This is a genomic window from Nostoc sp., from assembly GCF_036917455.1.
Taxonomy (GTDB): domain Bacteria; phylum Cyanobacteriota; class Cyanobacteriia; order Cyanobacteriales; family Nostocaceae; genus Nostoc.
In genome coordinates this window covers 1-13,742 of record NZ_JBALDK010000214.1, presented here as the reverse complement: position 1 = coordinate 13,742, position 13,742 = coordinate 1, and the positions used below count along the sequence as shown (strand labels likewise).

The window sequence follows — 13,742 nt, the reverse complement described above, 5'->3', positions numbered from 1 at the left end:
GCGATCGCACCAAAAACAACCTTAAGCATCAAATCGCCTTTTGACTGAATTTATAAGCTAAAGGGAATGTACGCGAAAATCGAGGAACTTCAATCTACTGAAAAATATTAGCTGCTCACACCTTACTATTAAGAACATGAATCTACCAATCAACTGATGATCGAGGAACGACAAAGAGCCGATAACGATTCGCCGTGGAAAGAAATATTAGAAGCCTACTTTCCCCAAGCAATGCAGTTTTTCTTCCCCCAAACAGCAGCACTAATTAATTGGGAACGTCCCCACGAGTTTCTCGACAAGGAATTTCAACAAATAGCACGAGACGCTGAACTTGGTAGAAGATATGCAGATAAGTTAGTCAAAGTCTGGCAAATTCAAGGAGAGGAAATTTGGCTGTTGATTCATGTCGAAGTTCAGGCCAAACCGGAAGATATCTTTGCTCAAAGGATGTTTTCTTACAACCTGCGAATTTTTGACAAATTTGCTCAACCAGCCATTAGCCCAGCCATTAGCCTAGCAATTTTGTGTGATGCTGACTCTACTTGGAGACCAAATCAATACAGTTACAATTATCCCGATTGTGGTCTTAATTTTAGATTTGGAACTATCAAACTGCTGGATTATCAACAACAATGGACAGAGTTAGAGAATAGCGATAATCCATTTGCAACGGTGATAATGGCACATTTGAAAACCCAGCAAACTAGTAAACAGCCAGGAGAACGGAAAAATTGGAAATTTAGCTTAATTCGGCGATTATATGAACAAGGACTGCAAGAAAGGGATATTCGCAACCTCTACCGTTTTATCGATTGGGTTATGATTTTACCAAAAGCGTTAGAAGCAGAATTTTGGCAAGAATTTAAGTTATTCGAGCAGGAGCGTACCATGAGTTACATCACTACAGGCGAGCGCATTGGCTACGAGCGAGGAAAGGAAGAAGGAAAACAGGAAGGAAAACAGGAAGGTGAGCAAGCACTCGTCCTACGACAGCTACAAAAACGGGTAGGAGAGTTACCCGACGAAGTTCGGGAACGAGTTCAAAGTCTTTCTCTAGAACAGTTGGAAGCACTGGGTGAGGCTTTATTAGATTTTAGTGCGATCGCTGATTTGCTCAATTGGCTACAAGCTCATCAAACAGTTTAGTGGGATCGCACCTTTCCTACACTCAGTTTGGTTAAATGAAATTTATAGTAACAAAAAGAATAGATGTTTAAATAGTAGTAAATGCGCTCGATAAGTCATAAAACAACAATATTTTCTTAAAAATAGCGGTTATTGTTTAAATGAATTAGAGGTATACATATTTGCCCCCTACTTCTGTCCACCATATTTAGAAAAATCTGGAAGACCGCTCTTATGGGTTGCTATCAATGATAATTTTAAGCATTGGGAACCCCTAAAAATCAGAGTTTATGAACGCAGCCGACGATAAAACGATTGTTCGTGAGTATTTCAATTCCACAGGGTTTGACCGTTGGAAGCGAATTTACGGCGATGGCGAAGTCAATAAAGTCCAACTAGATATTCGCAATGGACACCAGCAAACCGTGGATACAGTTATCGGTTGGCTGAAGGCTGATAACAATTTACCAGAGCTATCAATCTGCGATGCTGGGTGTGGTGTCGGTAGTCTCAGCATTCCCCTAGCGGTAGATGGTGCCAAGGTCTATGCCGCCGATATTTCTGAGAAAATGGTGGAAGAAGGCAAGGATAGAGCCAAACAAACCTTGCCAAATGATGAAAATCCCAGTTTTGCCGTGCAGGATTTGGAATCGTTAAGTGGGAGTTACCATACCGTTATTTGCTTGGATGTTCTCATCCACTACCCCCAAGAAAAAGCCGATGAGATGATTTCTCATCTCTGTTCCTTGGCACAGTCGCGGATAATTCTTAGTTTTGCGCCCAAAACCTGCGCTCTGACTATACTCAAGAAAATTGGTAGTTTCTTTCCCGGGCCAAGTAAAGCGACTCGTGCATATTTGCATCGTGAGGCTGATGTGGTGAAAATTTTAGAAACTAATGGTTTTTCATTGCAACGAAAGGCGATGACGAAGACTCGCTTCTATTTTTCCCGCCTGCTGGAAGCTACACGCAACTAAGGTGAAAATCGCAGCAAGAGGTCTATTTACCTTTGCTGCGATTTGACAATTTCAAGGCTTAACATTGGTAAGTATTGTAGTTGGCGCTAAATTCTGATTTTGCTTATCGCTCTGATTGGGAGCATCAGTAAATATCATAAAATAAGCGATGGCGATCGCAGCCGATCCTAAGAAAATAATTCCAGAAAGTAACCAGATTTACCTTGTATTCCGATAAATTTTATCCTTAGAAGCTTTGATAGAGGATACAGCTGGTTCAAAATTTTGGGGATGCTGATTTAAATGGTTGCAGGAATTGTTCAATTTCGGTGTTATCAAATGGCTTAATTTGTCGAAATCTTACATGATTGCTGGGTATGTTGCATGTACTTAATACCCTTGCTTCCTCAACAAAGGCAGGCAAAAAATTTGATGCAAAAGCTAAAAAATCGTCGCTGGGAGTAGATTGATGTATTGGAAGCTTTGCGAAAGTAAGGTTAAAATCGCTAGCAAAGTGTAAATCTGAAGTGAAACTATGAAAACTGCTGAAAAATTGGCTGCTGGTTGGCTACTGACACTCGGATTCATGTTTCTCACGCTATCAGCAACAGCTATATTAGAAAAATTTGCTACACGTAATGCCATCTTAATACCCACAGACAAGTATGATTTTACTGCGCCAAATGCTACTTACGAAGATGATAATGCTGCTGTTGGTGGTTTAATTTTTGGTGTGCCAACTTTAACATTGGGGACATGGTTAGCATTGGGATTGTATCGTCAAAGTCGGCAAGAGAAAAAGGCGCTTAAACAACAAGTTAGCGATCGCCTGCAATCGATTTTTTATGAGATGCTAGAAGAAAATCATGGGCGTGTAACTGTTTTAGGCTTTGCAATGCAATCACAACTACCCGCAACCCACGCCAGACACTATTTAGATGAAAAAGCTAAAGAATTCAATGCAAACTTTAAAGTGAACGAAGAAGGGGCTGTATCATATCATTTTGATGTCTAATTGTCATTTGTCCTTTGTTATTCACCAATGACCAATGACAAATGACTAATAATCAACTTACGGCTAAGTCTAATGACGCAGATTTTTTTGAGTGTAGCTGCTATTTTAGGCGGTTTGTCAGTTGCTGCTGGTGCTTTTGCTTCACATGCCTTACGGGAAAAAATTAGTGAGCGATCGCTAGAAATTTTTGAAACTGGCGCTCGCTATCAAATGTATCATGCTCTGGCACTTTTTTTAGTAGCAATACTAATTAGCCGCACCGAGTCCCCTCAACCCACTCTCATCGCCAGTGGATGGCTGTTTATCATTGGTATTGCTATTTTTTCAGGTAGCTTGTACGCCCTTAGTTTAACCGGTATTAAATCCTTGGGAGCGATCGCACCACTCGGCGGTGTAGCTTTTCTTGCTGGTTGGGGTACTTTAGCTTTTGCTGCTTGGAATTTGAAGTTGTAAAAAATTTAGAAATGCGGAGTTAAGAGTTTTTGACTCCTAACTCCATTTATTAGAGTCTCAATTCTCTCCTTCCAAAGTAGGGAAAGGAACATTCAAGTATAAAAAGTAATCAATATTAATCGCTCCTCCCTCTCAAGGGGAGCAATGCGATTTTGTGAGCAGGGGGAGCAGGGGATGCTATTGAGGCAGGGGAAGAGAAAGAAATAAGTGTATTTATAGCTATAAAGGTCGTAAAAAAGACTAAAGTTTTCTCTTCACTCCCCCTGCTCCCCCTGCTACCCCTGCCTCCCCTGCTCTTTTCACGAGGATCTCACTTTTTCGCGTTGCTCCCCCTCTCAGGCGTACTAACAAATTATGCAAAGCCACATTCGCTGAAGGTACTTCAGGTAATTGGCTAGATTCATACGCCTCTTGCAACTTATTACGCAGACGTTCATATTCTATTCTATGAAAATCTACATTAACATCAGATAAAATAGACTTTTCTTTACCCACTAGTTTCTGGGCAATTAAATCATGAATATATGGTAAATTAAAAACCTCATTCAGCTTAATTAAATTAGCTTCAACTACCCCTGTTTGCATCAGATAAATCCCAGTCAAGAGAACTCGATAAACATAAAGCAATGGCTTTATTCGATGCGTCTGGTCTTTATCAAAAAGTTTCCATTGGGTTGCGGAAAAACCAAGATAGTGGTGACTATGGTGACGGGTAATGCAATTCTTAGCAATAGATTTTAATTCTTGATGTTCTGGTGAAGTTGTTAATATTAAAGGTGAATATAATTGTTCTAACACGTAACCATTCTTTTTAAGTAGCATCAAAAAGAATTTTTTGACATCATGAGTTACTAAATCAATTTCCAAAGATTCACGAACTTCTGAAATTTCAATAGTTTCATTACCAGTTTCTAATCCCACCACTTCTTGAACTGGTAAAATATGCACACCACGCAAGTCATAATCAGAATCAGGCGACGGAAAACCATACAAGTGGGAACCACTGATGATGGTAAATAAAAGCGGGTAAGGCTGTTGCCCAATAATTGTGTTAAGTGAAGGTGGAATATTCATTATCTGCTGTTTACTTTCTTACCTCGGTTCGCCTGAGTCATTACGAGCATCTTCTGTCTTAATGCTTGAGCTATATAGCTCAAGCATGATTTTATTAGCTATGACGATGTGTTTCACTATTGGAGTAAAGGTTTGCCATCAAAGGTAACTTATTACGCCAAGCATACGGAGGTTTAATGTCGATATCTAAAGCTGTTAACAGTAATGTTACTTCTCAAAACAGCGTTGAAAAACGCTTGCAGATACAGCGTTTGCTAGGAGCAACTCAAATAGTTGCACCTAGTAGTGGGAGTGATGTTGTGAAGGGATTAACTCAAACACCTAAATCTCTACCCCCTTCTTACTTTTATGATGACCGTGGTTCTGAGCTATTTGAGCAAATCTGTGATTTACCAGAATATTATCTTACACGCACAGAAACAACGATTTTACAGCAGTATGCTGGCGAAATTGCTAAGATTACTGGCCCTTGTGAATTGGTAGAACTTGGTAGTGGTAGTTCTACCAAAACCCGGATTTTACTAGATGCCTACCAGAATCTAGGCTATTCTCTGCATTACCTACCAATTGATGTGAGTGCAGGTATGTTGGAGACTAGCGCCAAGCAGTTATTGGGAGATTATCCTTTACTGCAAGTTTATGCACTAGCGGGAACTTATGAATTAGCGCTTGCACAACTCCTACCGACGCAATTACCCAGCAGGATGATTTGTTTTATTGGTAGCAGTTTAGGTAATCTTACACCTGATGAATGTGATGTCTTCTTTTCGGAAATTACAGAAGCCCTGCAAGTAGGTGAGTATTTCTTGTTGGGGATAGATTTACAAAAGCCGAAACATATTTTGGAACCAGCTTATAACGACAGTCAGGGAGTGACGGCAGCATTTAACCTCAATATACTGGAGCATTTAAATCAGCGCTTTGACGGAAATTTTGACCCCACGCAGTTTGAACACTGGGCGTTTTACAATCAAAGTGAGCAGCAAATAGAAATGCATTTACGCAGCCTGAGATCGCAAATTGTAGAATTACACGCTCTTAATCTCAAGGTTAATTTTGCACTAGGTGAGACTATCCTTACCGAAATTTCCCGCAAATTTGACCTCGATACTATCAAGCAGCAACTCTCCGCACAGGGTTTATCACCTCTTGAAGTGTGGACAGATCCAAATCAATGGTTTGGTTTATTGCTCTGTCAAATGCAAGCATAAAGCAAATTAAGCTATGCCTCACATAGTATAGCGGTTCTCAGTTAAGTCCAATATAGACCCTAGCAAAAACAGCCCCAACCCTTGTTGCGTTGAGGAGTAACACTTCCATTCTTCTCTTCTTAAAGGAGAGAGCGATGGGAGTGAAGTCAGGGTATATTGCATACAAACAAGAACCGCTATGCATAATATTCATCTCACCCTACTAAAAAAGAATAATTAAAATTTCTTTTGCTGGAGTGATATTTTTACTAGCAAAATCGCACATCATGTAAATATTAGCCACTGATTATTGCTGCATCGAAGCTGTGGGAAAAATTCTGCTGGATATAGGAATCCGTGGCTTTGGCTTAGTTGTAGTTATATTGGTATTAGCAGTAGAAGAGTTATTAATTGCCTCAGAGATGATAGCTGGTTTGTTATTAGTAGAATTGGCAGAATCACTCAATGGAATAGCCGAAGATGAATTTGAAGAGATGGAGCTAATATTTTCAGGATTTTGACTGTTGGGCTTTACCGGAGTTTGACCTTGACACGGAGTAATGATGAAAATCGAAGTTGTTCCTAATGCTAGTATGAGCAAACGATAAAAATATTGTTGCATAGAGATTGGCAAAATGGTTGGAAAATATTCAAAGTTTCAAGAAGTTGTGCTGGTTCTTAGTTATAAATAAAACCGTAACTTCACCATAAAATCATGGCATTTCTATTCAATCAAACCTGACTTTCAGGTTTGATTAGATAATTAATAGCACTTGGTAGGACATTAATTAGCTAAAAAGACTGGAGCGTACCCAATCAAATCCCTTATAAATTAAGGATAATGAAATTTTCTCTTTAATCAAAAGAGAGCAGTCATTTTGAAACTGCTGAATCAGTCTGATAGAGAGTTAGCAATTAGATACATCTGGAAGAGTTGACGTTTTTGTTCATCAACTAAGCCAGCACAACCATTAATACTTTAGTTGTATTTAGATTGTTAAGAAAAGAGAAAAATTACTGATTTTTTTAATAAGCTACTTTATAGGAATCAACTCTTAAGTCACATATTTAAGTAACTAAAGCAGAAAGTATATAAACTTTTAATAAAACCTGACTTTTATGAAGCAGCTTCTGTAATAAATACATGTGTACGTTCAGTAATAGATACTAATCGTTTATCTCTAGAACTCCTAAAGCAGCATTCCGTTCGGTTCGGAAGAATCAGCCAGCAATAAAGTGATAATTTTTTGATCTTATGTCGATATTTTAAGGTTTACTATCCCACCTGAAACTTTCAGAGCATCCGGGGATTCTTACAAGTTAGACTAGATTTCTCTAGTTAGTAATAGCGACACCCACGCCCCTATTTTTCTGAAAATATATGAAATTTAGAACCTTCAAATATCCTTTCGCCCTCATGCTAATCGGTTTCAGTTTTTTGCAGACAGCTGATGCTCAAACTCCTGTAGCTGAAATTTCCAAGCTATCTCAAGAAGTTTCTGTACTTCGGAAACAAGGCCCAAGCGGGTTACAAGTATTTCTCAAATCACATGCTAATACGCTAAGTATCAATTCTTTAGATGCAGCCGTACCTTCGCCTGAACTTCGGGTAGCTTTAGATGAACTCTGCCAACAACGAGACTGTTACGCCTCTCGTCTGTACTGGTACACTGATATAGAGCAAGCCAAGGCGGCTGCTAGAACCAGTGGCAAACCTATTTTATCTCTGCGGTTGCTAGGTAGGCTGGATCAAGATTTGAGTTGTGCTAATAGTAGGTTCTTCAGGGTAGCACTGTATCCAAATAGTGAAATTTCTAAACTGCTTCAAGACCACTTCATTTTGCACTGGCAATCAGTACGCCCTGTACCTAAAGTAACAATTGATTTTGGCGACGGACGCAAATTGGAGCGGACGATTACAGGAAATAGCATTCACTATATATTAGATGCATCGGGTCGTCCAATCGATGCAATTCCAGGGTTGTATAGTCCCAAGGCATTTTTGCGTCAGTTACAGCAGGCTGAAGTAGCAGTAAAAAATTATAGTAAACTGACACCAAGCGATCGCGAGGCTTATTTAAGAAAATACCACAGCGATCGCCTAAATTCTATCCAAACCCAATGGGTTGCAGATTTATCCCGCCTGGGTATTCAGTCTCCTCCTAAGTTGGTGAAAATTCCCAGCAATCCCAGTCAGCCACCAACAGCAGAAATAGCAAGTTCTCTAGCAGTTTCTAAGATGAGAGTTGAAACGCCAATGCTGAGTGCTTTCCAGTCTGATGCTGAACGGAATCAGAACGCCTTAGCTAAAATTACCGACCAGGAAGTTTGGAACAAAATCGCTCAACTCTATGCCGCAGATGTCAAGCTAGACCAAAACAGCATCTCTTTAATCAGGGCTAAAAGGTCTCACTCTGTCAACACTGAAGAAGATAATTTACCGATAATAGTAAAAAAATTTGAAACCACAATGGCTTTAGATACAGTCAGAAATGAATATATGCTACACAACCAAATTCATCAATGGTTTATCCAAGGTAAGCAAACAAGGAGTGTGGAAGCGCTCAATGAGCAAGTATACGCCCAACTATTTTTAACTCCTAGTTCTGACCCTTGGTTGGGGCTTTTCCCCAGCGATAGTTACAGCGCCATTGATAATGATGGCATCCGTTAAGCTAATACCGGATATTTCAGGTATTTAGAGGTTGTTTGAAAAGTGTTTGGCTGTTAGATTTAAGCACTTCTAGATCCCCCTAACCCCCTTAAAAAGGAAGAACCGGAATCAAAGTCACGCAATTTACCGAGGGATTTAGAGGGATCTAGGACATTTTGATACGAACAAAGGGATTTTTAAAACATCCATTTAGACCACAACTTGTACAGTGCAGTTCAATTACTTGAAAAGCGCTGCAAATTGGAGTAGATAAAAAGGAGTGACGAGATTTTATCGTATTGACACCTCACCCATCACTCCTTATGACTTGCGCGTTGATTAGCTGTTACGCATTGTTAAATTACACCAGCTGACTATCTCATTTATCCTCTAACTAAAGAGGCGGATAATTGTTAAGTTGTTACGTGATTTTCTATACGAATTTTTTTAATTTATCAAAGATAATTCAGTAATTATAATTCCATCAAGTATCTTTTGCGACTGGTCGACTTCGGTTTTACTTTTGCCTGTACTAAAGAGTTACATAATCGATTTGAAAACCGAAAGGCTCTTATTTGCTGCTTTTTAAAGAAGTTAGGAATTTTGTTATGAAAATTATTACTAATAAATGTGTTTATGAACACAAGCAAGCTTAACTTAAATTATATGTCTTTAGTAGTAGTGGATTGATTCTTGTGATGGAAGGTGAGGAAAATATTATCAGTTATCATCTTAATAATATTAAAAATAATTATCATTAACACTAAATCATTCATTGGGGGAATGACAAAGTGAGTTAAACAAAGGTTGAGTCCAGAATTTTTCCGATTTATGCTTTATTATCTAGTTTGTCTGCTACTCGCCGTTTTTACTGGCTTATCAGTTTATTCATAAATTAGCATAATCTTAGGTCAGCATATTTTGGTGTTTTTATTAGCTGAGTTTATAGAATTGTCCCACCAAAGGTAGAAGTAATACTTAGCAAAATACCGTAGACTTTATTGTAAAAAAGTATCTGAATAACTACAGTTATCAATGGGCACTCTGTAATTTCCTACTGGTATATTTTTTTTGCTCAACCTCTGCAAACAAGTAGCGGTAATTTAAGGTGAACATAGAAAAATTTATTCAACGCGCAGAAACATTGCAGAAGCGTTTAGCAGATTTATACCAAACTGCTAATGTATTACCTTGGATTTCAGAGGATCTACTGCCGCAAGCTTTTAAAGAACTTTACAACAACTCAAAGATAGTAAAGTTAGCGGCACAAGAACTGTATCAACAAAACGAGGAACTTGTACAAACACGGAACTGGCTAGAAGCAGAACGCCAACACTACCAAGATTTATTTGAGTTTGCGCCAGATGGCTATTTAGTAACTAATACAGAAGGAATCATTCAAGAAGCTAATCATACCGCAGCTAAGTTGCTCAATGTTTCAAAGCATTTTTTGGTGGGCAAACCAATGATTAACTTTGTCCCTCTAGAAGAACGTCAACAGGTTTACAGCGAACTCATCCAGTTATCCCAGTCAGACAGAGTTAGAGAGTTATTGGTACGCTTGCAACAACGTTATGGCGAATTTTTTGATGCAGCTTTGACAGTGACAGTTGTCCGCAATCAGCAAGATAAGGCAATCTCTCTGCGCTGGATAGTACGTAATATTAGTGACCGTCAGTACTTAGAATCAGGAATAGTCAAGAATGACGGCGATTTCTTCAACGATCGCCACGTGCATAAACATTATAAAGGTGAAACTATTCCCCTCAATCCATTAGTCATTTGGTATGTTTCTCAGGGTTTAGTCAAACTCAGTACCTACTGTGAAACGGGTGAAGAAGTGTTGATAGGATTAGCAACAGCAGGAATGGTTTTTGGCTCTAGTTTGACTTCTCTAAACATCTACCAAGCAACAGCCTTATCTGATGTTGAGTTGGTATCAATTTACGCGGCAGAGATAGAGGCTTCTCCAAATCTGAGCCATACGCTTTTACCAAAAATCAATCAGAGATTACGGCAAACAGAGTCTTTTTTAGTCATTTCTGGAAGGCGACGAATACAAGAGCGCTTGTACTATCTATTAAAACTTTTAAAACGAGAAGTGGGTGAAAGTGTACCGGAGGGAACTCGCTTAAGTGTTCGCTTTACTCACGAAGATATTGCTAGCGCCTGCTGTACTACTAGAGTAACAATTACACGATTGATGGGCAAATTACAAGAAGAAGGTATTATCAGTTTTGACTTAAAAAAACACATTATTTTAAGAGATTTCGATTAATTACAGATAGATTTCTGGTGAGGAAATATGACCTAAAGGTACACAAAATAATGTATATCTGATTTAATGCGGATTGCTAAAATCGCGATGCCTACGGCGGGCTACACCTACGCAGCATTTTAAAGCAGCTATGCACACACTTGGCAACACAACTCCATCATCGGGCTACATCTTAGCACTAGACTTAGGTACAACAGGCAACCGCGCCTTTGTATTTAACGCCGACGGCAAGATTGTTGGGCAGGCATATAAAGAACTAACTCAGTATTATCCGCAGCCCGGATGGTTAGAACACGATCCTCAACAAATCTGGAAAGATACGTGTTGGGTGATGCAAACCGCGATTAAAAATGCCCAGGTTGTTCCATCAGCGATCGCAGCTTTGGGACTAACTGTACAGCGCGAAACCTGCTTGATTTGGGACAAAACTACTGGTAAACCACTCCATAGAGCGATCGTCTGGCAAGATCGCCGTACTGCTCCCCTTTGTCACCAGTTACAAAAGCAAGGCTATGGTGATGAAATTTACGATCGCACTGGATTAATCATTGATGCTTATTTTTCTGCTACCAAACTCAGGTGGCTATTAGACAAAGTTACAGATGTTGACCTAAACGATGTCTTAGCAGGCACTATTGATACCTGGGTGTTGTGGAATCTCACAGGCGGGAAAGTCCATGCCACCGACCACAGCAACGCCAGCCGGACAATGTTGATGAATCTCAAAACCTGTGAGTGGGATGAGAAATTACTGGATCTGTTTCAGATTTCGGCTGATATTTTGCCTCAGATTCAGCCTAGTTTAGGAGTATTTGGAGTTACCGATACTACTTTGTTGGGCGCTGAAATTCCCATTACAGCTATCTTGGGAGATCAACAAGCGGCTTTATTTGGTCATGGCTGCGATCGCCCCGGTTTGATGAAATGCACTTATGGTACTGGCAGCTTTTTGGTAGCTCACACAGGCGATCGAATTGTGCGATCGCCCAATCAACTTATTTCCACTGTGGCATGGACACAAGCAAATTCAAGCGGAGCATTAGATGTAGGCTATGCCTTAGAAGGCAGTATGTTTACTAGTGGGGCGTGTATTCAATGGTTGCGCGATCGCCTCAAACTGATTAAAACTGCTGCTGAAAGTGAAACGATGGCAAATCAGGTCAAAGATAATGGCGGAGTCTACTTTGTGCCTGCATTTAGTGGACTAGGCGCACCTTATTGGGATATGAGTGCTAGGGGAGCCTTTTTCGGCATTACCGCCAGCGTCCAACCAGAGCATCTAGTACGCGCCGTGTTAGAAGCGATCGCCTATCAAGTTCTGGAGGTAGTGCAAGCAATTAATGAATCTAGTAGTAATCCAGTTGGTCGATTAACCGTAGATGGTGGTGCTTGTGAGAATAATTTTTTGATGCAGTTCCAGGCTGATGTATTAGGTATTCCAGTTGAAAGGCCGATAATGCGCGATACGACTGTTCAGGGTGCAGCATTTGCAGCAGGTTTAGCTGTAGGATTTTGGGAGAGCTATGAAGCACTGGTGCAGCAACGACAAATTGAGCGTGTGTTTGAGCCAAAAAGCAATGACCCATTGTCCAACTTTGGTACTTGGCAAAAAGCAGTGAAACGTACTCTCGCTTGGGAGGAGTAAATGCTTACTGCTCAGGCAAAACTTCAACCGAATGGGTACTAGAATTTTGTTCCAAATAACGTGGATCGCGCACTCCCACGTGCAAAACCAGTGCTGTAATTAATCCACCTATTTTTCTCTCTCTTCCCAGTCCCCAATCCCCAGTCCCCAATCCCTTACCTCTACGAGTGATTCAGAAATCAAATCGGATTGCTATAGCTGTTTTAAAATACTACTTACATCTAAGGATGCTTCCCGCATGATTACTAAACCTAAGATTTTTATTGATGGCGAATCAGGAACCACAGGCTTACAAATTTACTCACGTCTCAATCAACGGGATGATATCGAGTTAGTTAGCATTGAGGCATCTAAACGTAGAGATGCAAGTGAGCGAGCTAAACTAATCAATGCCGTCGATGTTGTTATTCTCTGCCTACCTGATGATGCAGCCCGCGAAGCTGTTAGCTTAGTAAGTAGTACTACGGTTAAGATTCTTGATGCGAGTAGTGCCCATCGCACAGCTAATGGCTGGGTATATGGGTTCCCTGAACTCAATCCAGGACAGAGAGAGAAAATCGCCAGCGCCCAGTTTGTCAGCAATCCAGGCTGTTATCCCACAGGATTTTTAGCCTGTATCCGTCCGTTAATTGCTAAGGGACTTTTAAAAAATAATTTTCCCATCACTGTTAATGCAGTATCGGGTTACTCTGGTGGCGGAAAGAATCTCATCAATCAATACCATACTTTCCACGAACAGCAAGCTGAGGGCGAGTCACTATATCCCTATGGCATATACGGTTTGCAGTTTGGACATAAGCACGTCAAGGAAATGCATTATTATTCAGGGTTAGCATCGCCGCCACTGTTCGTACCGTCAGTAGGGGATTTTGAGCAAGGGATGCTAGTTCAAGTTCCTTTACCACTAGGAACTTTGGATAATCCACCATCAGGTGAAGTAATCTATGAAGCGATCGCTAATTACTACCAAGGTGAAAAATTTGTGCAGGTTGCTCCATATCAAGATTCTACTCTGCTGCGAGACGGAGTATTTTTGGATGCGATCGCAGTGAATGGCACCAATATTGTTCAGGTTTTTGTATTCGCCAATGACACCACCAAAGAAGCTTTGCTAGTTGCTCGTCTCGACAACTTAGGCAAAGGCGCATCAGGAGCCGCAATCCAAAACCTAAACATCATGCTGGGCTTTCCAGAAGAATTGGGATTGTTATAAAAAAGCATTAAGGAATAGAGAACCCAGATTTCTCACTACATCTCGATCATTGGTGACAAGTTAAGGAAAAGGGGAAATTGTCAAGCGTGGTGTTTGCAGTGGTCAAAATCGTGTAAAACTCAGTCTAGACAAGTGATTGA

11 protein-coding genes are annotated in these 13,742 nt (G+C 40.2%); 10 read left to right on the top strand and 1 reads right to left on the bottom strand.

What is annotated here, in order from left to right; translation table 11 throughout:
* Positions 1 to 156: 156 nt before the first annotated feature.
* From V7K42_RS23160 to V7K42_RS23145, 4 genes are all read left to right on the top strand, one after another.
* Positions 157 to 1,146, top strand: coding sequence for a DUF4351 domain-containing protein (locus tag V7K42_RS23160; RefSeq protein WP_334919635.1), 990 nt, complete (start codon positions 157 to 159; stop codon positions 1,144 to 1,146).
* A 269-nt stretch (positions 1,147 to 1,415) separates the two neighbouring features.
* Positions 1,416 to 2,102 (top strand): magnesium protoporphyrin IX methyltransferase, encoded by a 687-nt coding sequence (bchM, locus tag V7K42_RS23155; RefSeq protein ID WP_334919634.1) that lies wholly within the window; start codon positions 1,416 to 1,418, stop codon positions 2,100 to 2,102.
* A gap of 514 nt (positions 2,103 to 2,616) precedes the next feature.
* Entirely contained in the window at positions 2,617 to 3,096 is a 480-nt protein-coding gene (locus V7K42_RS23150; RefSeq protein ID WP_334919633.1) for a hypothetical protein, read from the top strand.
* 72 nt (positions 3,097 to 3,168) lie between these two features.
* Positions 3,169 to 3,549 (top strand): DUF423 domain-containing protein, encoded by a 381-nt coding sequence (locus tag V7K42_RS23145; protein WP_334919632.1) that lies wholly within the window; start codon positions 3,169 to 3,171, stop codon positions 3,547 to 3,549.
* A gap of 240 nt (positions 3,550 to 3,789) precedes the next feature.
* On the opposite strand, the gene V7K42_RS23140 is transcribed toward V7K42_RS23145, so the two are convergent.
* Complete coding sequence (locus V7K42_RS23140) at positions 3,790 to 4,623, bottom strand: nucleotidyltransferase domain-containing protein (RefSeq protein WP_334919631.1); 834 nt, start codon at positions 4,621 to 4,623, stop codon at positions 3,790 to 3,792.
* A gap of 176 nt (positions 4,624 to 4,799) precedes the next feature.
* Between V7K42_RS23140 and egtD the strand changes: the two genes are divergently transcribed.
* The 6 genes from egtD (at position 4,800) to argC (ending at position 13,602) form a co-directional block, all read left to right on the top strand.
* Positions 4,800 to 5,834: an L-histidine N(alpha)-methyltransferase gene (gene egtD, locus V7K42_RS23135; RefSeq protein WP_334919630.1), complete on the top strand. Its 1,035-nt coding sequence runs from the start codon at positions 4,800 to 4,802 to the stop codon at positions 5,832 to 5,834.
* A 305-nt stretch (positions 5,835 to 6,139) separates the two neighbouring features.
* Complete coding sequence (locus V7K42_RS23130; protein WP_334919629.1) at positions 6,140 to 6,334, top strand: hypothetical protein; 195 nt, start codon at positions 6,140 to 6,142, stop codon at positions 6,332 to 6,334.
* Between the two features lie 860 nt (positions 6,335 to 7,194).
* A complete protein-coding gene (locus V7K42_RS23125; protein WP_334919628.1) occupies positions 7,195 to 8,487 on the top strand; it encodes a hypothetical protein in 1,293 nt (430 codons plus the stop codon).
* Between the two features lie 1,087 nt (positions 8,488 to 9,574).
* On the top strand, positions 9,575 to 10,744 hold the full coding sequence (locus tag V7K42_RS23120; RefSeq protein ID WP_334919627.1) for a helix-turn-helix domain-containing protein: 1,170 nt from the start codon (positions 9,575 to 9,577) through the stop codon (positions 10,742 to 10,744).
* Between the two features lie 130 nt (positions 10,745 to 10,874).
* The gene (gene glpK, locus V7K42_RS23115; RefSeq protein ID WP_334919626.1) at positions 10,875 to 12,389 is read left to right on the top strand and encodes a glycerol kinase GlpK; all 1,515 of its coding nucleotides are present in this window, start codon (positions 10,875 to 10,877) and stop codon (positions 12,387 to 12,389) included.
* Between the two features lie 241 nt (positions 12,390 to 12,630).
* Positions 12,631 to 13,602, top strand: a complete 972-nt coding sequence (gene argC / locus V7K42_RS23110; RefSeq protein ID WP_334919679.1) for an N-acetyl-gamma-glutamyl-phosphate reductase — start codon at positions 12,631 to 12,633, stop codon at positions 13,600 to 13,602.
* Positions 13,603 to 13,742 lie beyond the last annotated feature (140 nt).

Coding starts and splice junctions, on each gene's coding strand:
- glpK (WP_334919626.1), top strand. CDS start 10,875: ATGCACACACTTGGCAACACAACTCCATCATCGGGCTACATCTTAGCA.
- V7K42_RS23150 (WP_334919633.1), top strand. CDS start 2,617: ATGAAAACTGCTGAAAAATTGGCTGCTGGTTGGCTACTGACACTCGGA.
- V7K42_RS23160 (WP_334919635.1), top strand. CDS start 157: ATGATCGAGGAACGACAAAGAGCCGATAACGATTCGCCGTGGAAAGAA.
- V7K42_RS23140 (WP_334919631.1), bottom strand. CDS start 4,623: ATGAATATTCCACCTTCACTTAACACAATTATTGGGCAACAGCCTTAC.
- egtD (WP_334919630.1), top strand. CDS start 4,800: ATGTCGATATCTAAAGCTGTTAACAGTAATGTTACTTCTCAAAACAGC.
- V7K42_RS23145 (WP_334919632.1), top strand. CDS start 3,169: ATGACGCAGATTTTTTTGAGTGTAGCTGCTATTTTAGGCGGTTTGTCA.
- V7K42_RS23125 (WP_334919628.1), top strand. CDS start 7,195: ATGAAATTTAGAACCTTCAAATATCCTTTCGCCCTCATGCTAATCGGT.
- bchM (WP_334919634.1), top strand. CDS start 1,416: ATGAACGCAGCCGACGATAAAACGATTGTTCGTGAGTATTTCAATTCC.